Origin of the sequence: Marinobacter salinus (assembly GCF_001854125.1) — a bacterium.
Classification (GTDB): domain Bacteria; phylum Pseudomonadota; class Gammaproteobacteria; order Pseudomonadales; family Oleiphilaceae; genus Marinobacter; species Marinobacter salinus.
In genome coordinates, this window is record NZ_CP017715.1 from 2,769,704 (window position 1) to 2,794,971 (window position 25,268).

25 protein-coding genes are annotated in these 25,268 nt (G+C 57.0%); 17 read left to right on the forward strand and 8 right to left on the reverse strand.

Going from position 1 to position 25,268, the window contains the following annotated elements:
- Window positions 1–52 precede the first annotated feature (52 nt).
- Both polA and BKP64_RS12905 read left to right on the forward strand, forming a co-directional pair.
- A complete protein-coding gene (gene polA / locus BKP64_RS12900; RefSeq protein WP_070970727.1) occupies window positions 53–2,779 on the forward strand; it encodes a DNA polymerase I in 2,727 nt (908 codons plus the stop codon).
- 238 nt (window positions 2,780–3,017) lie between these two features.
- On the forward strand, window positions 3,018–3,392 hold the full coding sequence (locus BKP64_RS12905) for a hypothetical protein (RefSeq protein ID WP_070970730.1): 375 nt from the start codon (window positions 3,018–3,020) through the stop codon (window positions 3,390–3,392).
- A 19-nt stretch (window positions 3,393–3,411) separates the two neighbouring features.
- On the opposite strand, the gene BKP64_RS12910 is transcribed toward BKP64_RS12905, so the two are convergent.
- The 3 genes from BKP64_RS12910 to BKP64_RS12920 all read right to left on the reverse strand — a co-directional run bounded on the left by BKP64_RS12910 (window position 3,412) and on the right by BKP64_RS12920 (window position 5,888).
- Window positions 3,412–3,594, reverse strand: coding sequence for a hypothetical protein (locus BKP64_RS12910; protein ID WP_070970733.1), 183 nt, complete (start codon window positions 3,592–3,594; stop codon window positions 3,412–3,414).
- 100 nt (window positions 3,595–3,694) lie between these two features.
- Window positions 3,695–4,816 carry a PilT/PilU family type 4a pilus ATPase gene (locus BKP64_RS12915; RefSeq protein WP_070970735.1) on the reverse strand — a complete coding sequence of 374 codons (1,122 nt, stop codon included), beginning with the start codon at window positions 4,814–4,816 and terminating at the stop codon, window positions 3,695–3,697.
- A 37-nt stretch (window positions 4,817–4,853) separates the two neighbouring features.
- Complete coding sequence (locus tag BKP64_RS12920; RefSeq protein WP_070970739.1) at window positions 4,854–5,888, reverse strand: type IV pilus twitching motility protein PilT; 1,035 nt, start codon at window positions 5,886–5,888, stop codon at window positions 4,854–4,856.
- Between the two features lie 141 nt (window positions 5,889–6,029).
- Here BKP64_RS12920 and BKP64_RS12925 point away from each other — a divergent pair, with 141 nt between their 5' ends.
- The 10 genes from BKP64_RS12925 to BKP64_RS12970 all read left to right on the forward strand — a co-directional run bounded on the left by BKP64_RS12925 (window position 6,030) and on the right by BKP64_RS12970 (window position 15,083).
- Window positions 6,030–6,734, forward strand: a complete 705-nt coding sequence (locus BKP64_RS12925; protein ID WP_070970742.1) for a YggS family pyridoxal phosphate-dependent enzyme — start codon at window positions 6,030–6,032, stop codon at window positions 6,732–6,734.
- Window positions 6,735–6,796: 62 nt separating this feature from the next.
- Window positions 6,797–7,630 (forward strand): pyrroline-5-carboxylate reductase, encoded by an 834-nt coding sequence (gene proC / locus BKP64_RS12930; RefSeq protein WP_070973679.1) that lies wholly within the window; start codon window positions 6,797–6,799, stop codon window positions 7,628–7,630.
- 22 nt (window positions 7,631–7,652) lie between these two features.
- Complete coding sequence (locus BKP64_RS12935; RefSeq protein WP_070970745.1) at window positions 7,653–8,237, forward strand: YggT family protein; 585 nt, start codon at window positions 7,653–7,655, stop codon at window positions 8,235–8,237.
- A 253-nt stretch (window positions 8,238–8,490) separates the two neighbouring features.
- Entirely contained in the window at window positions 8,491–10,455 is a 1,965-nt protein-coding gene (locus tag BKP64_RS12940) for a dynamin family protein (protein ID WP_070970748.1), read from the forward strand.
- 128 nt (window positions 10,456–10,583) lie between these two features.
- A complete protein-coding gene (gene metX, locus BKP64_RS12945) occupies window positions 10,584–11,732 on the forward strand; it encodes a homoserine O-succinyltransferase MetX (protein WP_070970751.1) in 1,149 nt (382 codons plus the stop codon).
- Entirely contained in the window at window positions 11,729–12,334 is a 606-nt protein-coding gene (gene metW, locus BKP64_RS12950) for a methionine biosynthesis protein MetW (protein WP_070970754.1), read from the forward strand. Before metX ends, metW begins: the two co-directional genes overlap by 4 nt.
- Window positions 12,331–12,792 carry a DUF4426 domain-containing protein gene (locus BKP64_RS12955; protein ID WP_070970757.1) on the forward strand — a complete coding sequence of 154 codons (462 nt, stop codon included), beginning with the start codon at window positions 12,331–12,333 and terminating at the stop codon, window positions 12,790–12,792. The genes metW and BKP64_RS12955 overlap by 4 nt, the downstream gene beginning before the upstream one ends.
- Before the next feature lie 5 nt (window positions 12,793–12,797).
- Window positions 12,798–13,397 carry an RdgB/HAM1 family non-canonical purine NTP pyrophosphatase gene (gene rdgB / locus BKP64_RS12960; RefSeq protein WP_070970760.1) on the forward strand — a complete coding sequence of 200 codons (600 nt, stop codon included), beginning with the start codon at window positions 12,798–12,800 and terminating at the stop codon, window positions 13,395–13,397.
- A gap of 4 nt (window positions 13,398–13,401) precedes the next feature.
- Window positions 13,402–14,550 (forward strand): radical SAM family heme chaperone HemW, encoded by a 1,149-nt coding sequence (hemW, locus tag BKP64_RS12965; protein WP_070970764.1) that lies wholly within the window; start codon window positions 13,402–13,404, stop codon window positions 14,548–14,550.
- Complete coding sequence (locus tag BKP64_RS12970; RefSeq protein WP_070970766.1) at window positions 14,550–15,083, forward strand: hypothetical protein; 534 nt, start codon at window positions 14,550–14,552, stop codon at window positions 15,081–15,083. Before hemW ends, BKP64_RS12970 begins: the two co-directional genes overlap by 1 nt.
- Window positions 15,084–15,099: 16 nt before the next feature.
- On the opposite strand, the gene trmB is transcribed toward BKP64_RS12970, so the two are convergent.
- The 3 genes from trmB to BKP64_RS12985 all read right to left on the reverse strand — a co-directional run bounded on the left by trmB (window position 15,100) and on the right by BKP64_RS12985 (window position 17,781).
- Entirely contained in the window at window positions 15,100–15,834 is a 735-nt protein-coding gene (trmB, locus tag BKP64_RS12975) for a tRNA (guanosine(46)-N7)-methyltransferase TrmB (protein WP_070970770.1), read from the reverse strand.
- 74 nt (window positions 15,835–15,908) lie between these two features.
- The gene (locus BKP64_RS12980; protein ID WP_070970772.1) at window positions 15,909–17,441 is read right to left on the reverse strand and encodes a YifB family Mg chelatase-like AAA ATPase; all 1,533 of its coding nucleotides are present in this window, start codon (window positions 17,439–17,441) and stop codon (window positions 15,909–15,911) included.
- A gap of 85 nt (window positions 17,442–17,526) precedes the next feature.
- Complete coding sequence (locus BKP64_RS12985) at window positions 17,527–17,781, reverse strand: accessory factor UbiK family protein (RefSeq protein ID WP_070970775.1); 255 nt, start codon at window positions 17,779–17,781, stop codon at window positions 17,527–17,529.
- 382 nt (window positions 17,782–18,163) lie between these two features.
- Between BKP64_RS12985 and glnK the strand changes: the two genes are divergently transcribed.
- Both glnK and BKP64_RS12995 read left to right on the forward strand, forming a co-directional pair.
- A complete protein-coding gene (glnK, locus tag BKP64_RS12990) occupies window positions 18,164–18,502 on the forward strand; it encodes a P-II family nitrogen regulator (protein ID WP_008173268.1) in 339 nt (112 codons plus the stop codon).
- 72 nt (window positions 18,503–18,574) lie between these two features.
- Window positions 18,575–19,846, forward strand: a complete 1,272-nt coding sequence (locus tag BKP64_RS12995; protein WP_070970778.1) for an ammonium transporter — start codon at window positions 18,575–18,577, stop codon at window positions 19,844–19,846.
- A gap of 70 nt (window positions 19,847–19,916) precedes the next feature.
- Here BKP64_RS12995 and speE read toward each other — a convergent pair whose 3' ends face one another.
- Window positions 19,917–20,798 (reverse strand): polyamine aminopropyltransferase, encoded by an 882-nt coding sequence (speE, locus tag BKP64_RS13000; RefSeq protein WP_070970781.1) that lies wholly within the window; start codon window positions 20,796–20,798, stop codon window positions 19,917–19,919.
- Window positions 20,799–21,007: 209 nt separating this feature from the next.
- Here speE and speA point away from each other — a divergent pair, with 209 nt between their 5' ends.
- From speA to BKP64_RS13015, 3 genes are all read left to right on the forward strand, one after another.
- Window positions 21,008–22,918: a biosynthetic arginine decarboxylase gene (speA, locus tag BKP64_RS13005; protein ID WP_070970783.1), complete on the forward strand. Its 1,911-nt coding sequence runs from the start codon at window positions 21,008–21,010 to the stop codon at window positions 22,916–22,918.
- Between the two features lie 214 nt (window positions 22,919–23,132).
- Window positions 23,133–23,732 carry a sigma-70 family RNA polymerase sigma factor gene (locus BKP64_RS13010; protein WP_070970786.1) on the forward strand — a complete coding sequence of 200 codons (600 nt, stop codon included), beginning with the start codon at window positions 23,133–23,135 and terminating at the stop codon, window positions 23,730–23,732.
- A complete protein-coding gene (locus tag BKP64_RS13015) occupies window positions 23,729–24,367 on the forward strand; it encodes a ChrR family anti-sigma-E factor (protein ID WP_070970789.1) in 639 nt (212 codons plus the stop codon). Before BKP64_RS13010 ends, BKP64_RS13015 begins: the two co-directional genes overlap by 4 nt.
- A 63-nt stretch (window positions 24,368–24,430) precedes the next feature.
- On the opposite strand, the gene BKP64_RS13020 is transcribed toward BKP64_RS13015, so the two are convergent.
- Window positions 24,431–25,174, reverse strand: coding sequence for an SDR family NAD(P)-dependent oxidoreductase (locus BKP64_RS13020; protein WP_070970792.1), 744 nt, complete (start codon window positions 25,172–25,174; stop codon window positions 24,431–24,433).
- Between the last annotated feature and the right edge of the window lie 94 nt (window positions 25,175–25,268).

Sequence of the window (25,268 nt, forward strand, 5' to 3'; positions counted from 1 at the left end):
AGAGTTGCATAAGCCAACCCACGCTTCAATCAGAATCCGGACCTGTTTTGACATGACTGAGCAAAAGACTCCACCTGTGGTTCTTGTGGACGGATCGTCCTATCTTTTTCGCGCCTATCACGCACTGCCACCGCTGACCACCAGCAAGGATCACCCTACGGGTGCCATCAAGGGCGTGATCAGCATGATCCGTCGGCTGGAGCAGGATTTTCCCGGCTCGAAAATGGTGGTTGTTTTCGATGCCAAGGGCAAAACCTTCCGTCATGAAATGTATGAGGAGTACAAAGCCAACCGTCCGCCCATGCCGGATGACCTCGCCTGCCAGATTCAGCCGATTCACGAGATCGTCAAGGCCATGGGGCTCCCGCTGCTGACTGTCAGTGGCGTAGAAGCAGACGACGTCATCGGTACCTTGGCCAATGAAGCCACCAGTAAGGGTATTGATGTGGTGGTTTCCACGGGTGACAAGGATATGGCGCAGCTGGTCAGCGACCATGTCACTCTGATCAACACCATGACGGAAACCCGCATGAACCGTGACGGCGTGGTAGAGAAGTTTGGCGTCACGCCCGAACAGATTATTGATTATCTTGCGCTGGTGGGAGACAAGGTGGACAACATCCCCGGCGTTAATAAATGCGGGCCGAAAACAGCCGTGAAGTGGCTGGAAAGCTACAAGGACCTGGACACCCTGATAGAGCATTCAGGGGAGATAAAAGGCAAAATCGGCGAATACCTTCGGGAAGCAACAGAAACCCTGCCCCTTAGCCGAGAACTGGCAACGATCAGAACCGATGTAGATCTCGACTTCGGCCTGGAAGACCTGGAGCTCAGACAGCAGGACGATGACAAGCTCCTTGAGCTGTTCCGGGAATACGAACTCCGGAGCTGGATCGCAGAGCTGGAAAACGATGCAGCCTCCAGCCACTCGGATAACGGGCCAGACCAACAGAAAACGGCCGATATCGAAAAGCGCTACTCAGTCATTACCGATCAGGGTGAGCTGGACCAATGGGTCAAACGCCTGAAAGCGGCCGATCTCTTCGCCTTCGACACAGAAACCACCAGCCTCCGCTATATGGACGCCGAGGTCGTGGGCGTCTCCTTTGCCATCGAGCCCGGCGAAGCAGCATACGTCCCTCTTGGACACGACTACATGGGGGCTCCCGAACAACTTGATCGTGACACCGTACTGAAACAGCTCAAACCACTGCTGGAAGACCCGAAACTGGCCAAGCTGGGCCAGAATCTGAAGTACGACAAGAATGTACTGGCCAATCATGATATCAACCTGGAAGGCATCGCTGAAGACACCATGCTGGAGTCCTATGTCCTGAACTCAGTGGCGACCCGTCATGACATGGACAGTCTTGCGATGCAGTACCTGGGAGAGAAAACCATCACCTTCGAGTCCATTGCCGGCAAAGGGGCCAAGCAACTGAGCTTCAACCAGATCGAGCTCGAAAAAGCAGGCCCCTATGCCGCCGAAGATGCCGACATCACCTTGAGGCTCCACCACGCCCTCCGGCCTATGCTTGCCGACACCGGCAAGCTGGCTTCCGTCTATGAAACGATTGATCTGCCACTGGTTCCGGTTCTCTCGCGGATGGAACAGAGGGGCACCCTGATCAACGCGAGCGTTCTCAGAAAACACAGCCAGGAACTCGCGGAGCGGATGGCCGAGCTGGAGCAGGAGGCCCACGAAGTTGCAGGTGAAACCTTCAACCTGGGCTCCCCCAAACAGCTGCAAGCTATCTTCTATGACAAGATGGGCCTGCCGGTGATCAAAAAGACCCCAAAGGGCGCGCCGTCCACTGCCGAACCAGTACTGCAGGAGCTGGCGCACGACCATGAACTGCCTCGCCTGATCCTGGAACACCGGAGCCTGAGCAAACTCAAGTCCACTTATACCGACACTCTGCCGGAGCTGATCAACCATCGCACTGGCCGGGTGCATACTTCCTATCATCAGGCGGTCACCGCCACAGGCAGGCTCTCTTCGTCAGAGCCCAACTTGCAGAATATCCCGATCCGCAGTGAGGAGGGTCGGCGCATCCGCCAGGCCTTTATCGCGCCGGAGGGCTACAAGCTTGTGGCCGCAGACTACTCGCAGATCGAGCTACGTATTATGGCGCACCTGTCCGGCGACAAGGGCCTTCTGACAGCCTTCGAGAAAGGCGAAGATATCCACAAGGCAACCGCTGCGGAAGTCTTCGGGGTGTCCGTAGACGGAGTCTCAGGTGATCAGCGGCGCAGTGCCAAGGCCATTAACTTTGGCCTGATCTATGGCATGTCTGCCTTTGGCCTGTCCAGGCAGCTGGACGTGTCGCGAAAAGTGGCCCAGCAATACATTGATCGCTACTTCGAGCGCTACCCCGGGGTGCTGAAATATATGGACAACATCCGCAAGCAGGCGCATGACGATGGTTTTGTAGAAACCCTGTTCGGACGTCGCCTCTACCTGCCCGAGATAAATGCCCGCAACAAGCAAATGCAGCAGGCCGCGGAACGGACCGCAATCAATGCTCCCATGCAAGGCACTGCCGCGGATATCATCAAGCGGGCGATGATCGAGGTGGAAGACTGGCTCCTGAGAGAGCATGGTGACGAAGCCCGCATGACTATGCAGGTTCACGACGAACTGATTCTGGAGGTAAAGGAGTCGGCTCTGGAGAAGATCCGGTCCGGGCTGGAGAGCCGCATGTCCGCAGCAGCCGAACTGGATGTCCCCCTGCTGGTGGAGGCCGGGGCCGGAGACAACTGGGACGAAGCGCACTAATCCAAACCAAAACAGGGCACGGGATCTCAAATTGCACCGATATGCGGCAGCGACTCAAGAGCTGAGCCTGCCGCTCCAGCCCTGTTTTTCAAGCCAGGCCGCAGCAGACGCCCCCTGCCGCACACTGCGTCTTTACGGCACGATATTCGCTTTTTACCAAGTGTCGGCGCCCTGCAATTACCGGACACTTCCTCCCGGGCAACGCCACGTTTTGACACACTTTCCTGAGGCTCAAACCATGACTTCTCTGGCATCTGAACGTAGCTGGCTGCTGGACCCCAGCGTGCTGAAACTGGTTCACCAGTGCCGCCGCCTGATTCACACCGAATTCGGCGTCAAACTGCACCTAACGGAAGAGCATCTGGAACAGCAGCTGGCTGATTACGCCCGAAAGACCCGCTCCAGCCACCTGATTCGTACCTGGGAAACCCTTAAAGAACAGGTTCCGCAACTGAACATCGAATCCGATGAAGAAGACGATGGCATGAAGAGAAATTACCGGGGCCAGGTAATTGCCGACGCGCCAACGGCATCAGCACACGACCCTGACGGCGGAGAGATTGACCCGCCACGGAAGAAAAAAGTCATCTATCGTGGCCAGGTGATCGGTTGACCAGCAAGTTACCGACAGCTTAAAACGATTTGCTTCCCTGGACCGAAGCGCTCCAGGCACTCAGCTCGTAGGTGCCCTGGTAGTTGGCACCGGACACCGGCTGCGTGGGATCTTCGTGCGCGTATTCACGCTCATTGACCCTGGCATCATCGGCAAAGATCAGGGTGCCGATAGCGGCATCCACGGTCCAGCCGCTTCGCATGTCATTCCACCGCGCACCCAATGTCAGCCAGTGCCGTCAGGCGGATAGCCTCAAATGCCAATCCTACTGGTTCACGAACCTAACATTTTACGACTTTAGTCTAATCCTCCTGTATCGATAACCTGTCGACCGACGAGGACAGTTTGTCCGCGCCCTGGGCGTCAGCACCCAACTTGATCATCAGGCGCAGGTCATTGGCAGAATCGGCATGGGCGAGTGCGTCCTCATAGGTGATAGAGCCTTCCGCATACAGCCGGTAGAGCGCCTGATCGAAGGTCTGCATGCCGGATTCGTTGGATTTGGACATCAGCTCTTTGAGCTTGTGCACCTCGCCCTTACGAATCATGTCTGCCACCAGGGGCGTATTGATCAGGACTTCAATGACCGCCTTGCGTCCCTTGCCATCAGGCGTTGGCACAAGCTGTTGCGCAACAATCGCCTTGAGGTTGAGGGAGAGGTCCATCCAGATCTGGTTATGCTGCTCAGGCGGGAAAAACTGGATGATCCGGTCCAGCGCCTGGTTCGCATTGTTGGCGTGCAGGGTTGCCAGGCACAGGTGCCCCGTTTCCGCAAACTGCACGGAATATTCCATGGTCTGGCGGGTCCGAACCTCGCCGATCAGAATAACGTCCGGCGCCTGCCGCAGCGTATTTTTGAGGGCAACTTCGAAGTTTTCGGTATCAATACCCACTTCCCGCTGGGTCACAATACACCCCTGGTGCTGATGCACGAATTCGATGGGGTCTTCGATGGAGATGATGTGACCGCGACTGTTGCGATTCCGGTGCCCGAGCATTGCCGCCAGCGAGGTAGACTTGCCCGTACCGGTCGCCCCGACGAACATGATAAGTCCACGCTTGGTCATGGCCAGGTCCTTGATGACTTCTGGCAACGACAGGTCGTCTATCTGGGGAATCTTCACTTCGATACGGCGCAAAACCATGCCACAGAGGTTGCGCTGGAAAAAGGCACTCACACGGAAACGACCAATGCCGCGGGCACTGATCGCAAAGTTGCATTCGTGGGTTTCCTCAAACTCGGCCCGCTGTTTGTCATTCATGGAGCCGTAAACAAACTCGCGAGTCTGCTCTGGAGTCAGGGCATTTTTGGTAACCGGGAGCACCTTGCCATTCACTTTCATGCTGGGGGGAACCCCGGCGGTAATGAACAGATCGGACCCACCTTTCTCAACCATTAGACGAAGCAGTTTTTCAAATTCCATGTAAGCACCTGTTCTCGTGTTTCCTGTTAGCGTCCAATCAGAAGTTGTCCGGCATCTTCGCTTTGGCCCGAGCTGCCTCGCGGGAGATAAGCCCCTTCTGCAACAGGCGCTCCAGACATTGGTCCAGCGTCTGCATTCCAAGGGACCCGCCGGTCTGGATCGAGGAATACATCTGGGCAATCTTGTCTTCGCGAATCAGGTTGCGGATCGCTGAGGTACCGATCATGATTTCGTGGGCGGCAATCCGGCCACCGCCCATCTTCTTCATCAGGGTCTGCGAGACAACCGCCTGCAGGGACTCGGACAGCATCGATCGCACCATGGATTTCTCTTCCGCCGGGAAAACATCGACAACCCGGTCAATGGTCTTGGCGGCAGAGGTGGTGTGCAGGGTACCGAACACCAGGTGGCCGGTTTCAGCCGCCGTCAGCGCCAGGCGAATGGTTTCAAGGTCACGAAGCTCACCCACCAGGATAATGTCCGGGTCTTCCCGCAAAGCGGAGCGCAATGCTTCGTTAAAGCCAAGAGTGTCCCGGTGTACTTCCCGCTGGTTCACCAGACACTTCTTGGACTCATGCACGAATTCGATCGGGTCCTCAATGGTGAGGACATGCTCGTAACGGGTGTCGTTGATGTAGTCCATCATCGCCGCCAGCGTGGTGGACTTACCTGAACCGGTAGGCCCTGTAACAAGCACCAGGCCACGGGGTACCGAGGAAATATCCTTGAACGTCTGACCCATGCCCAGGTCTTCCATGGTCAGGACCTTCGACGGGATGGTCCGGAACACCGCACCGGCGCCCCGGTTCTGGTTAAAGGCGTTAACACGGAAACGGGCCACACCCGGAACTTCAAAGGAGAAGTCGGTTTCCAGGAATTCCTCGTAGTCCTTTCTCTGCTTGTCGTTCATGATGTCGTAAATCAGCCCGTGGACTTCTTTATGCTCCATCGGCGGCAGATTGATCCGGCGCACATCGCCGTCAACACGAATCATCGGGGGCAGGCCAGCGGACAGGTGCAAGTCGGACGCACCCTGTTTGGCCGAGAAGGCAAGCAGTTCAGTAATATCCATAGGAATCCTCGGAAGGCGTTTTCTTTTTATCCCGGAAGCATCTGTCCGGTAGGACTCCGACGCGGTTCACTTGGCATTTCAGTGACCTGCGGGTACCGTGTCACCGTATATGTGACAGACCGGACATGGCGATTTCACACTATGAGCAGCATAGCAGACAACATCGGGAGCGTAACCCGACGCATACAAAAAGCAACATTGCAGGCGGGGCGCGCGCCCGGTTCCGTGCACCTGCTCGCTGTCAGCAAAACCCGCTCGGCCGAAGAACTTCACGAAGCGGTTGCAGCGGGGCAGTCCGCGTTTGGCGAAAACTACCTGCAGGAGGCTCTCGACAAAATTGATGCTCTCCGTGATGTACCGGAAATCGAGTGGCACTTCATTGGCCCTATCCAGTCCAACAAGACCCGCCAGATTGCCTCATCCTTTTCCTGGGTACACAGCGTGGACCGGCTCAAGATTGCACGCCGGCTCAGCGAGCAGCGCGACCCCGCCCTTCCACCATTGAATATCTGCCTGCAGGTCAACATCAATGGGGAAGAGAGTAAATCCGGCTGCCTGCTCGATCAGCTTCCCCAGCTGGTCGGGGATATAGGGCCACTTCCGAATCTCTCGCTGCGGGGCCTGATGGCAATCCCTGATCCGGACCAACCGGAGGCCAGTTTGCGACTGAGCTTTCGCAAACTGGCTGATGCGCTGACAGACCTGAAGGCCAGTCGGCCGGGCGCAGGCCCCCTGGACACCCTTTCAATGGGGATGTCCAGCGATCTGGAATTGGCCATTGCAGAGGGCGCAACCTGGGTCCGGGTCGGGTCAGCCGTATTCGGTGCTCGCCCACCGAAGAGCTGAAACCGCCGGTTCCTGCTATGATCAGGGCCGGACGTTTAACCGATCAACCGTTGGAGTCAATCTTGAGCAAATCACCAACCATTTCATTTATTGGCGCCGGCAATATGGCCACAGCCATCATTGGCGGTATGCTGGACAGCGGCTACAAGGCCAATGATATCTGGGTCAGTGCCCCGGACGACGGCCACCTCCAGTCAATCCGAAAAAAGTTTGGCGTGAGCGTTACGACCGACAACCGCTATTGCGCCCAGCAGGCTGACATGGTGATCCTGGCCGTCAAACCCCAGGTTATGGCGGATGTTTGTCGCGACATAGCTCCGGTCGTTCAGAACACGCGTCCTCTCATGGTGTCCATCGCCGCTGGCCTGACCGCGGAGACTCTGGATGAGTGGCTGGGAGGCGGCTTGCCACTGGTTCGCGTCATGCCCAACACCCCGTCTCTGGTGGGCAAGGGAGCCGCCGGACTGTTCGCCAACGCCGAGGTCAAAGACGACCAGAAAGGCATGGTCGAGTCTGTTTTCGAGAGCATTGGCTCTGCGCTCTGGGTTGACGATGAAAACCTGTTGCACGGCGTCACTGCCCTGTCCGGAAGCGGCCCGGCCTATTTTTTCCTGATGCTGGAAGCCCTGGAAGCGGCTGCTACCGATGCGGGCGTTGCCCCGCACACCGCGCGGGAGCTGGCCATCCAGACCATGGCAGGGGCGGCGGAAATGGCCGCCCGTAGCGAGCAGGATCCCGGCCAACTGAAACGCAACGTCATGTCTCCCGGGGGCACCACCGAGCAGGCAATCAACACCTTTGAAGAAGGCGGCATGAGAGATCTGGTGCACAAAGCCTATAACGCGGCGTTTAAACGCTCGGAAGAAATGGCCAAAGAACTTGCAGGCAAACAGTAACCGATAACGGAGACAGGGCTTCATGCTGGCAGACATCCTGATAACGATCCTGCTGATCGCATCCACGTTTTACCTGACCATTGTATTGCTGCGCTTTTTACTGCAGCTTGCCCGGGCGGATTTTTACAACCCGATTTCACAGTTTGCTGTAAAGGCAACCAACCCTTTACTGCGCCCGCTGCGTCGCTTCATCCCCGGCTGGGGAGGGATTGACGGAGCAGCGCTGGTCTTGGCCGTGATCATTCAGGCCCTAACCTTTTTCCTGATACTGGTGGCCCTTAACGGCGGCATTCCGGCCATTAACCCCATCACCCTGCTGGTCTGGGCCGTACTCAACGTGCTGGACCTGATCGTCAAGATATACTTCTGGTCAGTCATTGCCGTGGTTGTGGTGAGCTGGATCGCCCCGGGCAGCAGCCATCCGGCTATTCAGCTGGTGGCGCAGATCACCGAGCCGGTGATGCGCCCCGTACGCAATATCATGCCATCCATGGGCGGCCTGGACCTGTCTCCGATCATCGTGTTCCTGATCCTGAACGTGATTTCCGTCGTGATTGAACATATGAAACTGGCAGCGGGACTGGGCTCAATCGGCCTGGGAATGTAAACCGCGTCCCAACTATACATTTTGTAACAGTTTGCCACGAAAACCAAAAAACCCGAGCCGCAAGGTCATCTCTATGATTTTGCGGCTTTTTTATTGAACTCTCTGACATTTTCCACGACACTAGCGGCTCTATCCCACCCCAAAGATTCAAAGAACAAGATACTATTACCGGTAATTAATCCGACGCCCGAGAGCACCTCATTATCTGTTGTTTGCCCGGGATACCCGGAAGTCGCGCAGAAGGAAAAATCCAATGAGCCAACAGGGAACTCTGTCGCAGCAGGTTGAGGCTTATCACGACTGGAAAAAAGAGCTGATCCGGCAGATTGGTCGATATCGGTTATGGCTTCAGGATAACAACCTGTTTTCAGAGGACGTCCGTAACCGGATTCGTCACGGCCTTGAGCTGTTGATCGAAGACGAGTTGACCATCGCGTTCGTCGGTGAATATTCCCGTGGCAAGACCGAGCTGATCAACGCCCTGTTCTTTTCCGACTACGGCCAGCGCATGCTGCCCTCCCAGGCGGGGCGCACGACGATGTGCCCTACCGAGCTTTTCTTCGATCGAAGCGCCAACGAAAACTACCTGTTACTCCTCCCGATCGAGACCCGTACCGGCGAAATGTCACTCCAGCAACTGCGCAAGCAGCCTGAACGATGGGTAAAACACCCACTGGATGAGCGTGACCCGGAGATCATGCGAGAAGTCCTGGCGGAGGTGGCAAGGGTCAAGAGTGTACCGCCAGAAGAGGCCCGGAAGCTGGGTTTTGAAGAAGATATGCTTGAGCACGACCGGAACAATCCCGGCAATGTGCTGGTACCTGCCTGGCGCAACGCCCAGATCAGCATCCGCCATCCTCTGTTCGAACGCGGGCTTCGGATTCTCGATACCCCAGGGCTTAATGCGCTTGGGTCAGAGCCGGAACTAACAATCAGTATGCTGCCTCGGGCCCACGCGATCATCTTCGTGCTGAGCGCGGATACCGGTGTGACCGCCAGCGACATGACGATCTGGAGGGAGCACATTGATACTGAGCACGCCGACCACCGCGCCGGTCGTTTTGCCGTGCTTAACAAGATAGACGTTCTCTGGGACGACTTGCAGGGTGAAAAACACACCCGGGACGCCATCGAGCGGGTGCGCGGCTACACCGCGGACCACCTGGGCATCCGCCAGCATGATGTCATTCCGCTCTCTGCCAAGCAGGGGTTGGTGAGCCGTGTTCGGCACGATGCAGAGCTCTTTGAGCGCTCCAACATCGGCCAACTGGAGCAGCTGATTATTCAGCGTATCCTGACGCATAAGGAACAGCTGATCACCCAGAGCCTGATCAATGACCTGCTGGGCATGCTGCAAAATAGCCAGGCGGCCATGCAGACACGGCTGGGTTCCCTTGAAGAGGAACTGCAAGCCTGCTCCGGCATTACCATGGACAAGGCCGCCCTTGCCCGTCTCGCCGATCGCGCCCAGAAAGATTACGATTTCTATTACAAAAAACTGATCACACTGCGTTCCAGCCGCCGCCTGATGGATTCCCAGGGCGATATGCTGAGAAAACTGGTGAGTGCGGAACGCTTTGAGGCCCATGCGGACAATACTCGCAACTCCATGTCAAAAAGCTGGACCACCGCCGGCATGAACCGGGCAATGGACCAGTTCTTCGAGTTGCTGGAAAGCGATCTGACGAATCTGCTCAGCGAGGGACGTCTGGCCGAAAAAATGGTGGGGGCCATCTATCGTCGTTACAACGACGATACCCGCGCCCGGCACCTGGAACCCATCCCGCTTCGCGCCGGCCGGCACGTCATTGCGATCCGTGAGCTGCGCAAGAAAGCCAAACGCTTCCGCATCAGCCCGAAGAATCTTCTGACCGAACAGTCCCTGCTGGTACGCCGGTTTTTCAATGTCATGGTAGAGGAAGCCCGCACTCTCCATGCGCGTGTTCGAAAAGACGTTGACCGCTGGCCCCAGGAAGCACTCCTGCCAATCATGCAGTACTCCATGGAACAGAAGCAGCTGCTGGAACATCAGATCCGCCGTCTGCGGGATATGGTTCGCAACGATCGTGACAGCAAGGCCGAACGGGAGCGGCTCAACCACACCATTTCGGACCTTCGGCGGCAGTTGGAGCTGGCTGACGCCATGCAGCGCCAGATCCGAAAGCCGGCACCTACCCTGATCCAGCAAAAAGTGGTCAACATTTCCGGGGCTTTCTGAGCCGCGGGCATCCTCTGCGCACAGGCAGTTGCAGCCATGCCGGCCCGGCTTTAAACTGCTTGGCTGGCAATGGCTCTGTCGTTGCTATTACAGACACTTATGGATCGAACCAGGAACCTGTCGCGCCAATGCCCGATTCCCTGCCCGCGGATTCTGTCGGGATTGTTTCCCCGCAGACCTATCATTTCGAGAACCCCATAGACTTGGCCTGCGGCCAGACGCTGGAAAGCTACGACCTGGTGGTCGAAACTTACGGCGAACTGAACGCAGATGCGAGCAATGCGGTACTCATCTGCCATGCGCTGAGCGGGCACCACCATGCAGCCGGCTTCCATTCTGTCGATGAGCGTAAACCGGGCTGGTGGGACAGTTGTATTGGTCCGGGCAAACCGATAGACACCAACCGGTTTTTCGTAGTCAGCCTTAATAACCTGGGCGGATGCCATGGCAGCACCGGCCCTGGCAGCATCAACCCCGCGACCGGAAAACCCTACGGCCCTGACTTCCCGGTGATTACCGTCAGTGACTGGGTCAAAAGCCAGGCCCTGCTCGCGGATCGGCTGGGCATTGACTGCTGGGCCGCAGTGGTCGGCGGCTCCCTGGGAGGGATGCAGGCCCTGCAGTGGAGCCTCGACTATCCGGAGCGCCTTCGCCATGCCGTAGCGATTGCATCCACTCCCCGCCTCACCGCCCAGAACATTGCCTTCAACGAAGTGGCGCGGCAGGCGATCACCTCAGACCAGGAGTTTCACGAGGGTCGTTACTACGATTTCGACACCCTGCCCCGCAGGGGCCTGATGCTGGCGAGGATGGTTGGACACATCACCTATCTGTCCGACGCGTCCATGGGCGAGAAGTTTGGTCGCGAATTACGCGATCAGGCCTACAAGTTCGGATACGGTGCCGAGTTCCAGGTCGAGAGCTACCTGCGCTATCAGGGCGAGCGCTTCTCCGAATCCTTCGACGCCAACACCTACCTGTTGATGACCCGGGCACTGGACTATTTTGACCCTGCCTATGAATTCGATGGAGACCTTTCACGAGCCCTGGCGCCTGCCAGCTGTAATTTCCTGGTGCTCTCCTTCAGCACCGACTGGCGCTTTACGCCCGCACGGTCGGAAGAAATGGTAAACGCCATGATTGCCGCCAGGAAAAAGGTCAGTTATGCCGAAATTGATGCGCCATGGGGCCATGACGCGTTCCTTATTCCGACCCCCAGGTACACGGACATCTTCCAAGCCTATATGGCTCGTGTTGCAAGGGAGGTGGGGGCATGAGACCGGATCTCGAAATCATTCAACAGTGGATCAAGCCCGGGCATCACATCCTTGACCTGGGTTGCGGTGACGGCACGCTACTCGACTACCTTCAACGGGAACGGGGCGTCAGCGGCTTCGGTCTTGAGATCAACCCGGAACATATCACCACTTGCATGGGACGGGGCGTGGCCGTCATTGAACAAAACCTGGATACCCAGGGTCTCGGTAACTTTGATGATGGCAGCTTCGACGTAGTGCTGATGACCCAGGCCCTACAGGCTGTGCGCCGACCGGACAGGGTTCTGGATGAAATGCTGCGTGCAGGCCGGGAGGGGATTGTCACCTTCCCGAACTTTGCCCACTGGCGGCTGCGCTGGGGCCTGACTTTAAGCGGGCGTATGCCCGAATCCGAAGCACTGCCGTATAAGTGGTATAACACCCCTAACATCCGGCTCTGTACCTTCAAGGATTTTGAAGCACTGTGTCGACAGAAAGGCATTCGCATCAAGAGCCGCCGGGTCGTGGACGGTCAGCATCAGAATAGCTGGCTGGCTCGTTTGTGGCCTAACCTGTTAGGGGAGATTGCCATTTACCGCATTACACGGGAGAACGAGCAATGATGACCAGAAAGTTCCAGATGTTCAGCCACATCGCCCTGGCAACCCTGTTGTTTGTGGCATACGCGACCCAGGCCCAAGCAGCCGGAAACAAGGACTTCGGGGACTATCAAGTGCATTGGAGTATACTCCCAAGTACGTTCCTGGCACCCGAAGTTGCCAGAGAGAATGACCTTCAGCGCAGCCAGGGTATTGGCATCATCAACATTTCAATCATGAAAGAGAACGAAGACGGGAGTTTGTCTCCTGTCAGCGGTCAGGTTGAAGGGAAGGTGACCAACGATATCCAACAGGTCAGGTTTTTGGCATTCCGGCGCATCCAGGAAGGTGATGCCGTGTACTTTATTGCTCAGTACCAGTATTCCTCAGGAGAACTCATGACATTCAACATTACCGCACGAGCCGCCGGCTACCAGCAGGATTTGCCGGTCAGATTCGCTCACACCCTGTTCAGCGACTGAGCCTCATGACCGACAAGCTTGTTATCGCCAGCAACAATCCGGGTAAGATTGCCGAACTGACCGAATTACTCGCGCCACTAGGCATGGTACCATTTGCCCAGGGCGAGTTAGGCGTGGGAGAAGCCGACGAACCGGCAATCACCTTTGTCGAAAATGCCATTCTGAAGGCCCGCCACGCTGCTCGCGAAACCGGTTTGCCTGCACTGGCTGACGACAGTGGCCTCACAGTTGATTGCCTCGGTGGCCTGCCTGGCGTCCGCTCGGCCCGCTATGCCGGAGACAAGGCGACTGACCAGGACAATGTGACGGCGTTGCTTGAGGCGATGCAAAATGTCCCCGACGATGAGCGCAACGCTCAATTCCACTGCGTGCTGGTTTACCTTCTCCATGCGAAAGACCCAACACCCATCGTCTGTCACGGGCGCTGGCCCGGTTCCATTTTGCGGGTGCCACAGGGCGAAAGCGGTTTCGGCTACGACCCGATTTTTCTTGTCCCCGAACACGGCTGCAGCGCCGCCGAGCTCTCTCGCCCCGAAAAGAGCCGCATCAGCCATCGCGGTCGTGCCCTGGCCAAACTGGTCGAGCAACTCAGGGCGGTGATCTAGTTCCATGACCGCCTCGTCAATGGGGGCGGTCCTACCGCCCCTCAGCCTCTACATCCATGTACCCTGGTGCGTGCGCAAGTGCCCGTACTGTGACTTCAATTCCCACGTTGCCCAACGAACTATCCCCGAAGCCGAATACCTGAAATCGATACTCGAAGATCTGGACCAGGATCTCACCTTTGCCAGAGACCGTGAGATCCAGACAGTCTTTATAGGCGGCGGCACTCCCTCACTGATGAGCGGTGGGTTTTATCAGAATCTTTTCCGGGAACTGCGCAGCCGGCTGAATCTGGCGAAGGAAGCAGAAATCACACTGGAAGCTAATCCGGGCACGCTGGAACAGGGGCGATTTGAGGCGTTTCGGCTGGCCGGGATCAACCGCCTATCGATCGGCGTCCAGAGCTTCAATCCGGCGCATCTCAAAACCCTGGGACGTATCCACGATAGCGGTGCGGCCCACCGGGCCATCAAGGCGGCCCGCGAGGCCGGTTTTGATAATTTCAACGTGGATCTGATGCACGGACTGCCCGATCAGACCCCGGAAAATGCGATCGAAGATCTTGAGACCCTACTCAGCTATAACCCACCTCATCTGTCCTGGTATCAGTTGACACTTGAACCAAATACCGAATTCTACAGTCGACCGCCCACCCTGCCGGACGATGACCGGCTCTGGGAAATTTACCGCCAGGGTTCCGAGCTTCTTCGACGACACGGTTACCGGGATTACGAGGTGTCGGCCTGGAGCCTGCCGGGCATGGCTTCACTCCACAACATGAACTACTGGATGTTCGGGGATTACCTGGCGTTGGGTGCCGGAGCCCACGGCAAGATAAGCCTCGCCGATGGCAGCATCAGGCGTTACTGGAAAACCCGGCAACCCGACGCCTATCTGAAACGCATAGGCAGCCGGACCGCGGGCTCAGAAACCATAGAGTCAAGCGACTTGTCGCTGGAATTCATGATGAACGCCTTGCGGCTTTCTGAAGGAGTAGACGAAAGGTTATTTTTTGAACATACGGGTTTACCCATGTCGTCAGTTGCGGTAAAACTTGAACAGTTGCGTGAGGAAAAGCTGCTGGAAAGGGGGCGAATCCAGGCCACCGAGCTCGGTCAGCGATACCTGAACAGCCTGTTGGAGCGTTTTTTGTAATGGACACAGCTAGCGGATCGGCAATCCTGCCTCAAGGCCTGAAGGTCAGCCTTCTGATAGCCTCAGCGCTGCTCCTCGTGCTGCTAATGGTGAACCAGCCATTGGAGACAGGGTCCGCTCCCCAGGGAATCGTCAGCTTCCAGATGGCCGGCACTGCGGAACAGGCACATGCCATTCTTCGCAGCTGGCGCACAGAAGGTGTGGCCTGGGCGAAGGTTTCGCTGTGGCTCGACTTTCTTTTTATTCCCGCCTATTTAGTGGCACTGATCCACCTGACGCGGCACCTGATGCGAGATCGCCCGGGCGTCCGGGAGCGCATGGTCGCGCGCTGGATCCGGGCACTGTTTTTGGCAGCCGGGCTAAGCGATGCCTCCGAGAACATACTGCTTCTGAATAACTTTAACCCACCCACAGACTTCGTAAGCCTGTCCGCCACCATCTGCGCGCTGATAAAGTTTACCGGGCTGACCCTTGGGGTGGCCGGCCTTGTTATTATCCGGGCAGCCCGCCGCCACCCATTGATCCACAGCTGACAGTGCCCCCAACGTATCAATTCGTGCGATAGAAGAGCAGATCCCACACCCCATGCCCGAGACGCTCTCCGCGTTTTTCAAACTTGGTGATGGGTCGGTCATCCGGTCGCGGGGAGAACTCGCCCGGGCCCTGACTGTTGGCAAAACCCTCGGATTGCGCCATCACGTCCATCATGTGTTCGGCGTAGTTTTCCCAGTCCGTGGCCAAGTGCAATACACCACCGACCCGTAACTTGTGGCGGATGCGCTGAACGAATTCCGGCTGCACAAGGCGACGCTTGTGATGCCTCTTCTTGTGCCAGGGGTCCGGGAAAAACACCATCACCCGGTCCAGGCAAGCATCCGGCAAGCACAGATCAATCACGTCATTGGCATCAATGTTATACACCCGCACATTTTCCAGACCGCGGTCCTCAACCTCCTTGAGCAGGGCTCCAACACCCGGAAGGTGCACTTCAACGCCAATAAAATCCTGTTCCGGGGCGGCCTCGGCCATGTCTGCCAGGGACTTACCCATTCCGAAGCCAATCTCCAGATTAAGCATGGCATCACGCCCAAACACTTCACGAGGATCGATCATGCCATGTTCACGAGTCAGACCATATTTCGGCCAGCTACGCTCGAAGGCCTTTTTCTGGCCTTCAGTCATACGACCCTGGCGAAGGACAAAACTGCGCACCCCCCGACGTGTTGTTACCGGGGAGTCCGCGGAGGTGTCTTTCGGATCTTGCGGTTCTGTCTGATCGGTCATCTGAAATCCTCAACCGCTGGCTGCGGGTTCTGAATAAAAGGAATTTACCCGACAGTTTACCAGAGTCGACGGAATCAGGAGGACACCAGAGTGTTTCGTCCCTGCTGACGGTCCAGCTGTCGATAACCCAACGCCTCTACCAGATGTTTCTGCGCTGGTATTTCACTGCCATCAAGGTCGGCCAGGGTTCGGGCCACTCGCAATATCCGGTGCAAGGCCCTCGCTGACAACCCGAGCTTCTCCATGGCGCCGGTTAACAGACGTTCTCCGTGGATATCCAGGGGACAAACCCGGTGCAATTCGCGACCAGACAGAGACGAATTCAACCCATGACGGGCAGCCTGCCGGGCCCTTGCCCGGGCCACCCGCTCCCGAACGTCAACGCTGGACTCACCATCACCGCCCTGCTGCATCAGCACCTCGCCACTCTGGACAGGAACTTCCACATGCAGATCGAACCGGTCCAGTAATGGCCCGGAAATCTTTGAGCGGTAACGCAACACCTGCTGGGGCGTGCACTGGCACTCGATGGCTGGATGCCCGCTGTAGCCACAAGGGCAGGGATTCATTGCGCCCACCACCTGAAACCGGGCAGGGAAGCTGACCTGGCGTGCAGCGCGGCTTATGACGATTTCCCCGGTTTCCATGGGTTCGCGAAGCACTTCAAGTACCCGGCGCTCGAACTCAGGCAGCTCATCAAGAAACAGAACACCACGATGCGCAAGAGAGATTTCACCGGGCCGCGGGCTGCTGCCCCCGCCCACCATAGCAACTGCCGAGGCCGTATGATGCGGCGCCCTGAATGGCGGCCTGCGCCAGGCACAGTGCCCCTCAGGCATTCCTGCAACAGAATGGACACTGGCGACTTCCATCGCGTCCTCGTCACTCAGGCCTGGCAGAATGCCGGGCAAACGGCTGGCCAACATGCTCTTGCCCGTCCCTGGCGGACCGAAGAACAGAAGGTTGTGGTTGCCCGCGGCGGCAACCTCCAGGGCCCTTCGCGGCACGCTTTGACCACGCACATCGGACAGGTCAGGCACCTTTTCATCCTGGCCAGACTCCTGTGCCAGCAATGTCCTGGCCAAGGGCACCAGTCTGGCGCGCTCACAAAGATGCTCACACACTGCAAGCAGGTGCGCTGAGGCAAGCACATCGTCGTGACTGGCCAGTGCGGCTTCGCCGGCATTGGCCTGGGGAACCAGCAGGGCCCGACCATCCCTGCGTGCAGCCAAAACGGCCGGCAAAACACCTTTCAAGGGCCTGAGCGCGCCGTCGAGCGATAACTCTCCAACAAATTCCCACTGGCCCAGCCGGTCAACAGGAATCTGACCTGAGGCCGCCAGAATGCCAAGGGCAATGGGCAGATCAAACCGTCCGCCCTCCTTGGGGAGGTCAGCAGGCGCAAGATTGATGGTAATTCGGCGGGCCGGGAATTCGAAACCGGCATTAAGCAGGGCGCTACGAACCCGCTCTTTACTTTCACGGACGCCGGTTTCCGGCAAGCCGACGATGGAAAGAGCAGGCAAACCGCCGGAGAGGTGCACTTCAACCGTTACCGGCGGGGCAGACACGCCGATGCTGGCGCGGGAATGGACGATGGCAAGCATGACAACCTTCCATGGTTATAAACACATTTTTCAGTTCAACAGGGAGCGGCTTCCTGCCGCCCTCTTCTCAGATCAGACTGCCGGCCTATTTGTCCCGCAGTCTCTGCTCCAGGTCAGCGACCCGTTGCTCCAGCACTTCCACCTTTTCACGGGTTTTCATCAGTACCGCCTGCTGGGCATCAAACTCTTCCCGGGTCACCAGTTCAAGTCGGGACAACACGGCCATCACCGTGGCACGGGCCTGGGTCTCAAAATCTTCCCTGGCGGCGCGTGCCATATCGGGAACGAACTGGCCAAACTGGCCCTGTAACTGGGCGAAAATATCCTGAGGACCTTTCACACATCACCTCTCTGGTTCAAAAAATGACCGGTTTCGACCAAAGGCGGCCCCGGCAACCGATTTGCGGGAGTGTATCACACCGCCGGCCCTGCCATACTGTACCGGTTCGACAGTATAATGGATGACGAGCTCCGCTGATGAGCTGCGCCAAATTGGCTCACGAAAGAGCGCAATGCCCATGTTTGGTGCACACTTTTGCTCCAATCTGGAACAGCAAGCTCCTAACCAACTGTTTTAAAATGTTTTTTTTTGCGTTGGCACACCCGATGCTAAAGTCCTCGTACGCAATCCGCACAATTGGTGTGCGAGGTGGCAGCATCCCGACCTCAACAACTGGCCGACGGGCCCTCACTGTTGGGACGGCTTTACCAAGGAGAAAGCAATGAAACTTGTGACAGCGATCATCAAGCCTTTCAAATTGGATGATGTCCGCGAGGCACTATCCGAGATTGGCGTGCAAGGCGTAACCGTCACCGAAGTCAAAGGCTTCGGTCGGCAGAAAGGCCACACAGAACTCTACCGTGGCGCAGAATACGTGGTGGATTTTCTGCCCAAGGTCAAAGTGGAAGTTGCCATCGGCGACAACCTGCTTGACCAGGTCATCGAATCCATCACCAAGGCAGCCAACACCGGTAAAATTGGTGACGGCAAGATCTTCGTGACTGAACTGGCTCAGGCCATCCGAATCCGGACTGGCGAAACCGGCGAAGAAGCGGTCTGATCCAGATCTGATTTTCGAACAGCCAACGCAAAAAAATTTATAACCTGAAAAGCCTCGTGCGGAGGGCTTCAAATGGAAAGCAATCTTTTTCACCTGCAGTACGCAATAGACACCTTTTATTTTCTGGTGTGCGGTGCATTAGTAATGTGGATGGCAGCTGGCTTTGCCATGCTGGAATCCGGTCTGGTGCGCGCCAAGAACACCACGGAAATACTGACTAAGAACGTGGCTCTTTATGCCATCTCTTGCATCATGTACCTGGTGTGCGGTTACGCCATCATGTATGGCGGCAACATCTTCCTCGCCGGTATCGCTGACGTCGATACTGCCGCTGTCCTGGGCGACTTCGCTGGCCGTGAAGGCGGGTTCGAGGGCGGTTCCATCTACTCTGGCGCCTCCGACTTCTTCTTCCAGGTTGTCTTTGTTGCAACCGCCATGTCCATCGTCTCTGGCGCCGTGGCAGAGCGCATGAAGCTCTGGGCCTTCCTGGTCTTCGCGGTTGTCATGACTGGCTTTATCTACCCGATGGAAGGTGCATGGACCTGGGGCGGCGCGTCTGTCTTTGGTATGTACACCCTGGGTGATCTTGGCTTCAGTGACTTCGCCGGCTCCGGCATCGTACACATGGCCGGTGCATCTGCCGCTCTTGCTGGTGTAATCCTGCTGGGCGCCCGTAAAGGCAAGTACGGCCCGAATGGCGAGATCCGCGCCTTCCCGGGTGCCAACCTGCCGCTGGCCACTCTGGGTACCTTCATCCTCTGGATGGGCTGGTTCGGCTTCAACGGCGGTTCGGTTCTGAAGCTGGGCGATATCGCCAGCGCCAACTCCGTGGCTATGGTCTTCCTCAACACCAACACGGCAGCGGCCGGCGGTGCGATTGCTGCGCTGATCATGGCTCGCATCATGTTCGGTAAAGCGGACCTGACCATGCTGCTGAACGGTGCCCTGGCTGGCCTGGTGGTTATCACTGCCGAGCCCTCCACCCCGAGCGCTCTGACCTCTACCATCTTTGGCGCCTTCGGCGGCATCCTGGTGGTACTGAGCATCGTAACCATGGACAAGCTGCGCATCGACGATCCGGTCGGCGCCATCTCTGTTCACGGCGTGTGTGGCCTGCTGGGTCTGTTGCTGGTACCTGTCACTAACAGTGGCGTCAGCTTCAGCGGCCAGATCATCGGTGCGATCACCATTTTCGTCTGGGTATTCGTTGCCAGCCTGATTGTCTGGGGCATCCTGAAGGCTGTTATGGGCCTGCGGGTGAGCGAAGAAGACGAGTACGAAGGTGTGGATCTGTCCGAGTGCGGTATGGAAGCCTATCCGGAGTTTGTCAGCGGCAAGCAGTAAGCCCTGACCCGGAAACGAAAAAGGGGCGCTCTTCGAAGCGCCCCTTTTTTATGCCTTGAATTCGGATTGCTCAGCCCTCGCCGGGAATCACCCGGTCCTCCAGTGCATCGACCATGAACTGTGGCATGGCCAGCGCACCGCGGTGAATGCCGGCATTGTAATAGCGGGTCACAAACGGGCGGTTCTCCACATCTTCCTCACGAAAATACCTCACCGGATTTTCCTTGCTGGCCATGGTGCAGCTCCACCAGCCGGTGGGATACACGGGCTGTGGAAAGGGCAGTGTCTGGACATGGGCAAAACCGGCCCGATGCATGTCAGTGTGAATATCCTTGATTATGGTATTCGTGTGTAGAAGCGGAGATTCACTCTGCTGGACGATGATCCCCCCCTCTCGCAACGCCAGCATGGCGTCACGATAAAAGTCCAGCGCAAACAGGCCTTCGGCCGGGCCGACCGGATCAGTGCTGTCAATGATAATGATATCCACGCTGTCGGGTTCGATGTCGCGCATCCACTGGATGCCGTCGCCGAAAAAGAAATTGGCGCGAGGATCATTGTTTGCTTCGCACAGCTCCGGGAAATATTTTTCCGACACCCGGGTCACCCGCTCGTCAATCTCCACCTGCCAGGCTTCCTTGACGCCGGGGTGTTTCAGCACTTCTTTCAGAGTGCCGCAATCTCCGCCGCCGACTATGACGACTTTTTGGGGATCTTTGTGGGTAAACAAGGCCGGATGAGTCATCATTTCGTGATACAGGAAGTTGTCCCGGGAGGTCAGCATTACACAGCCATCCAGCACCATGAGGTTGCCAAAGGTCTCAGTTTCATAGATTTCCAGTTTCTGAAACGCAGTCTGCTCCTCATGCAGTTTCTTTTTCACCTGCAGGGAAAATGCCGTCCCCTGATCCTGAAAAACCTCGGTGAACCAGCCTTCGTTCAATACCGTCATACTGTCTCTCCCACTGTGCTCCATGAGCGCTTATAAAGGGCGTATTGTAGGGGTGCCTTCAGGGCAGCTAAAGCATTAATCAATACTCCGGCCCATGTATTTTCCAAAGCCGGATCTTTTAGCCGGCAACAGGAATCCATACAATGGCGCCAGACACCGGCCACTGAACACCTACCCTGCCGGCCCGGTTTCCTGACAGGATAGCAAGCATGAGCGAAGCCAGCGGCACCGCTGCCCACAAGGTCTATAACATCGCCCACTGGAGCGATGGTTATATTGGTGTTAATCACAAAGGCGAAGTCATGATTCGTCCGGATCGTGGCCACACTCCGGCTCAGATCAACCTGCCAGAGCTGGCACGTTCGCTCTCGAATGCCGGGGTACAGCTTCCCGTACTTATCCGGTTTACAGACATACTGCACGATCGCGTCAACACCCTCTGTGGCGCATTCAACAAAGTCGGTGCCGAGCAGGGCTATCAGGGCCAGTACACGGCAGTGTACCCGATCAAGGTCAACCAGCAGCGGCGGGTAATCGAGGAGCTGCTATCTGCGGAACCCGCGGCGTCAAAGGGCCAGATCGGTCTGGAGGCTGGCAGTAAGCCGGAGCTGATGGCAGTGCTGGCAATGTCCAGGAAGCCAGGTTCAGTCATTGTCTGCAATGGCTACAAGGATCGGGAGTATATCCGTCTTGCCCTCATCGGACAGAAACTGGGCCATCGGGTGTTTATCGTTGTAGAGAAAAAATCTGAACTTCCCTTGATCCTCAGAGAAGCTGAAGCGCTGGAGGTTTCTCCGCTTATTGGCGTTCGGGCACGCCTGGCGACCATAGGCAAAGGCAACTGGCAAAACACCGGCGGGGAAAAGTCCAAGTTCGGACTCTCTGCCAGCCAGGTGCTGGATGTGGTGGAAACCCTGCGTGAGGCGGACGCCCTGGACACGCTGCAACTACTACACTTCCACCTTGGCTCACAGATCGCCAACATCCGGGACATCCAGACAGGGCTAAGGGAGTGCGCTCGCTTCTACAGCGAATTGCAGAAAATCGGCGCTCCCATTGGTACAGTGGATATCGGTGGCGGACTTGGTGTGGACTACGAGGGCACCCGTTCCCGGAGCAGCTGCTCCATGAACTACAGCGTGCATGAGTACGCTTATAATGTGGTGCATATACTCCAGTCGGAATGCGACCGTAATGGCATCCCCCATCCCGATCTGATCAGTGAATCCGGCCGCGCATTGACAGCACACCATTCGGTTCTGGTAACCAACGTCATTGACCGGGAAGTGCCGGACAACCGCGCACCAGAGCAACCGGCGCCCGAGGCCCCGTCGCCACTGCAGGACCTTTGGCGCGATCTGCTGAGCCTGGAGGACAGTGAAACGCCACGCTCTCTTGCGGAAATCTATCATGATGTGCTGCATGCGATGGCCGACGTCCATGCACAGTTCGCGCACGGATTGCTGTCGCTTCGGGAGCGTGCCGAGGCCGAAACGCTTTACACCCGTTGTTGCCGTCTGTTGCGAGACCAGCTCGACAACGCCAACCGGGCCCACCGGGAGATCATCGATGAGCTGAACGAGAAGCTGGCAGAGAAGCTGTTCGTGAACTTCTCACTGTTCCAGTCACTTCCTGATGTCTGGGGCATTGATCAGATCTTCCCCGTCATGCCGGTCAATGGCCTGAACCGTCCGTTCAACCGCCGTGTGGTTATCCAGGACATCACCTGTGACTCAGACGGGCGAATTGACCAGTATGTGGATGGTCAGGGAACGGAAACCACCCTTCCCCTGCCAGCGGAGGCGCCTGGCGAGCCGCTGCTGATGGGCTTTTTCATGACCGGTGCGTACCAGGAAATTCTCGGAGATATGCACAACCTGTTTGGTGATACCCATTCCGTGGACGTGCAGCTGAATCAGGAGGGGGGATTCAATATCAGCGATCCGATAACCGGCGATACGGTCGCCAAGGTCCTGCGCTATGTCAATTTCGAGCCGGACGACTTGCTGAGCGCCTACCAGCAAAAATTCAGCACCAGCGACCTGCCGCAGGAACTACAGACTGCCTTGCTGGCGGAACTGGCGGCAGGACTGAACGGCTATACCTACCTGGAAGAGTAGGCTGACAGATTTACCTTCCCCGCTCCCGGCGCCGGACACCGGGAGCGGGGAAGTCATTTCAGACCCACCCGACCGCATTTTTGATTGTTTTTTTCACATCGATTGATCTGCAACCCGTTTGAACCCGTAAACCTTCTAACTGACAAATCTGCGGCGAGTGCATACAATGATGACCAGAAGAAGCTCAAATCATGCGACTGTCAAGGAGCGTCCAGTGAGCACACTGGAACAAAAGCCAGCCAGTTCCGAGGGCCGAAAGGATCCGTGGAGCCAGTTGCTGCAGAAAGTAGGAAAAAGCCAAGATAGGGAAGCCTATCACGCGCTCTTTGAGCACTTTGGCCCCCAGATCAAGTACTACGCCATGGCCAATGGCCTTGCCAGCCACGCAGAGGAACTGGTCCAGGAAGTCTTTGTTTCCATCTGGAGGCGGTCCTGTTTATATGACTGGCGCAAAGCGGCGGCATCCACGTGGATTTTTACCATCGCCCGAAACCAGCGCATCGACATGCTCCGTAAAATGCAGCGCACCAGCGCCGAAATGCCCATAGAAACGGAAGATCTGTGGCAGATTCCGGGCGAAAACGAAAACGAGCCGGTGACCTCGTTGCATCGACTCATGTCCGAGCGACGCATAAGGGAATCACTGAGCCACTTGCCGGAAGAGCAGATTACCGTGATTGCGAAAGTATACATGGAGAACAAATCGCATCAGATGGTGGCGAACGAGCTCGATATTCCCCTTGGCACAGTTAAAAGCCGGGTTCGTCTGGCACTGAACAAGCTTAAAGTGATTCTGCAGGACCAGAACGTATGACACGGCACCATCCCGACACTCTCAGCCTCATGGAATACAGTGCTGGCAATCTGAGCGAGCCCCATGCGCTATGCATACGGCTTCATCTGGACGAGTGTTCCCACTGCCGGAGCCGTGTGGATACACTGGACAGCCTGGGCGCAGTCATGATGGAGCGACAGCCTAAAGTGAGCGTTTCCGAGAGCATGTTTGACAGCATTCTCTCACGCATCGAGAACGAACCTTCTAGTCAACCAGTAACAGTAAAGGCCCCTAGAGTGGGACCGTTGCAGAAACTGCTTGGAGAAGATATCAACAAGCTCCCCTGGAAACGTCAGCTCGGCGACGTAAGCGTGCTGGACATCAGCGACAAGTTTCCGCACCAGAAAGAACAGGTTGTACTCCAGAAGCTGGCTGCAGGCGGCAAAGCCCCTGCGCACACCCATCGGGGCAATGAAACCACTATTGTTCTGCAGGGTGCGTTCGCCGACCAGAACGGTGTTTTCAACCAGTGGGACTTTGTTGTGCTGGATGAAAACGACGAGCACAAACCGGTGGCTGTCGGTTGTGAAGACTGCATCACCCTGTCGGTACTGAGCGCACCCGTGAAGCTGACGGGCACATTTACCCGCATGCTCAACCCCTTTATCCGGTAGGCATCGCCGAAGCCAACGTATAAAAGCCGGACGATCGTCCGGCTTTTTTGTGTGAAAACTCCGTTACCAGGGCAACGCGGAACCATCCCAGTTCAGGAAAAGACCGTTACTGTCGGCATCCACCCCTTCCAGAACCGCCAGCAGATTGCCTGCAGTTTCGTCAGGGCTATGCACCTCAAGTTGCGCCAGAGACTGGCTGAACGGCTGACTCAGAGCCGACTCGGTCGTTCCCGGATGTAACGCTACGCAGGCAACGGGCCTGCAACGTCGCGGTAGCTCGACCGACATGGTCCGGACCAGCATGTTCAGCGCAGCCTTGGAACTTCGATAGGCGTACCACCCACCCAGATGATTATCTGTAATCGAGCCTACTTTGGCAGATATAGCCCCAATGCGCTTTAACTCTCGATGACGCAGCCAGGGAACCAGGGCTCGCACCAGAAGACCAAAACCGGTGGCGTTCACTGCAAAGGATCTGGCCATGGCATCGGCTGAAAGTTCTTCCAGTCGCTTCTCCGGAAACATGTTATCCGCATGCAATAGAACGGCAGTGTAGATCAGCGTATCAATACCGCCCCTGATGGGAAACAGCGATGCCAATGACGCCGCCATGGGCTCCAGGGTTTCGCTGTCTTCCGCATCCCAGCGCACCAGACTCACCCGGTCCAGAGCCTGCAATGCCTCCGGAGCATGTTCCGGATTCCGGCAAAGGCCGACCACCCGACTTTCCGGATCACGATCGATAATTCTGGCAGCCAGGGCCGCACCAATTGCACCGGACGCCCCCGCAATGACAACTCGCTTCATCCACACCTCCTGTACCTGCACATTTTGTGCTGCCTGGCCTTCGCCAGGAAGATTTGACCGGCCTCTAAAGGGAATACGAAAACTTTGTCGCACG

Excerpts from the sequence above, each read along its gene's own strand:
- BKP64_RS12905 (WP_070970730.1), top strand. The coding sequence starts at position 3,018 with ATGACTTCTCTGGCATCTGAACGTAGCTGGCTGCTGGACCCCAGCGTG.
- BKP64_RS12915 (WP_070970735.1), bottom strand. The coding sequence starts at position 4,816 with ATGGAATTTGAAAAACTGCTTCGTCTAATGGTTGAGAAAGGTGGGTCC.
- BKP64_RS12920 (WP_070970739.1), bottom strand. The coding sequence starts at position 5,888 with ATGGATATTACTGAACTGCTTGCCTTCTCGGCCAAACAGGGTGCGTCC.
- BKP64_RS12995 (WP_070970778.1), top strand. The coding sequence starts at position 18,575 with ATGGAAAGCAATCTTTTTCACCTGCAGTACGCAATAGACACCTTTTAT.
- BKP64_RS13015 (WP_070970789.1), top strand. The coding sequence starts at position 23,729 with ATGACACGGCACCATCCCGACACTCTCAGCCTCATGGAATACAGTGCT.
- BKP64_RS12955 (WP_070970757.1), top strand. The coding sequence starts at position 12,331 with ATGATGACCAGAAAGTTCCAGATGTTCAGCCACATCGCCCTGGCAACC.
- polA (WP_070970727.1), top strand. The coding sequence starts at position 53 with ATGACTGAGCAAAAGACTCCACCTGTGGTTCTTGTGGACGGATCGTCC.
- BKP64_RS12935 (WP_070970745.1), top strand. The coding sequence starts at position 7,653 with ATGCTGGCAGACATCCTGATAACGATCCTGCTGATCGCATCCACGTTT.
- BKP64_RS12910 (WP_070970733.1), bottom strand. The coding sequence starts at position 3,594 with ATGCGAAGCGGCTGGACCGTGGATGCCGCTATCGGCACCCTGATCTTT.
- BKP64_RS12925 (WP_070970742.1), top strand. The coding sequence starts at position 6,030 with ATGAGCAGCATAGCAGACAACATCGGGAGCGTAACCCGACGCATACAA.
- BKP64_RS13020 (WP_070970792.1), bottom strand. The coding sequence starts at position 25,174 with ATGAAGCGAGTTGTCATTGCGGGGGCGTCCGGTGCAATTGGTGCGGCC.
- BKP64_RS12940 (WP_070970748.1), top strand. The coding sequence starts at position 8,491 with ATGAGCCAACAGGGAACTCTGTCGCAGCAGGTTGAGGCTTATCACGAC.
- glnK (WP_008173268.1), top strand. The coding sequence starts at position 18,164 with ATGAAACTTGTGACAGCGATCATCAAGCCTTTCAAATTGGATGATGTC.
- speE (WP_070970781.1), bottom strand. The coding sequence starts at position 20,798 with ATGACGGTATTGAACGAAGGCTGGTTCACCGAGGTTTTTCAGGATCAG.
- BKP64_RS12970 (WP_070970766.1), top strand. The coding sequence starts at position 14,550 with ATGGACACAGCTAGCGGATCGGCAATCCTGCCTCAAGGCCTGAAGGTC.
- hemW (WP_070970764.1), top strand. The coding sequence starts at position 13,402 with ATGACCGCCTCGTCAATGGGGGCGGTCCTACCGCCCCTCAGCCTCTAC.
- speA (WP_070970783.1), top strand. The coding sequence starts at position 21,008 with ATGAGCGAAGCCAGCGGCACCGCTGCCCACAAGGTCTATAACATCGCC.
- metX (WP_070970751.1), top strand. The coding sequence starts at position 10,584 with ATGCCCGATTCCCTGCCCGCGGATTCTGTCGGGATTGTTTCCCCGCAG.
- rdgB (WP_070970760.1), top strand. The coding sequence starts at position 12,798 with ATGACCGACAAGCTTGTTATCGCCAGCAACAATCCGGGTAAGATTGCC.
- trmB (WP_070970770.1), bottom strand. The coding sequence starts at position 15,834 with ATGACCGATCAGACAGAACCGCAAGATCCGAAAGACACCTCCGCGGAC.
- BKP64_RS12980 (WP_070970772.1), bottom strand. The coding sequence starts at position 17,441 with ATGCTTGCCATCGTCCATTCCCGCGCCAGCATCGGCGTGTCTGCCCCG.
- metW (WP_070970754.1), top strand. The coding sequence starts at position 11,729 with ATGAGACCGGATCTCGAAATCATTCAACAGTGGATCAAGCCCGGGCAT.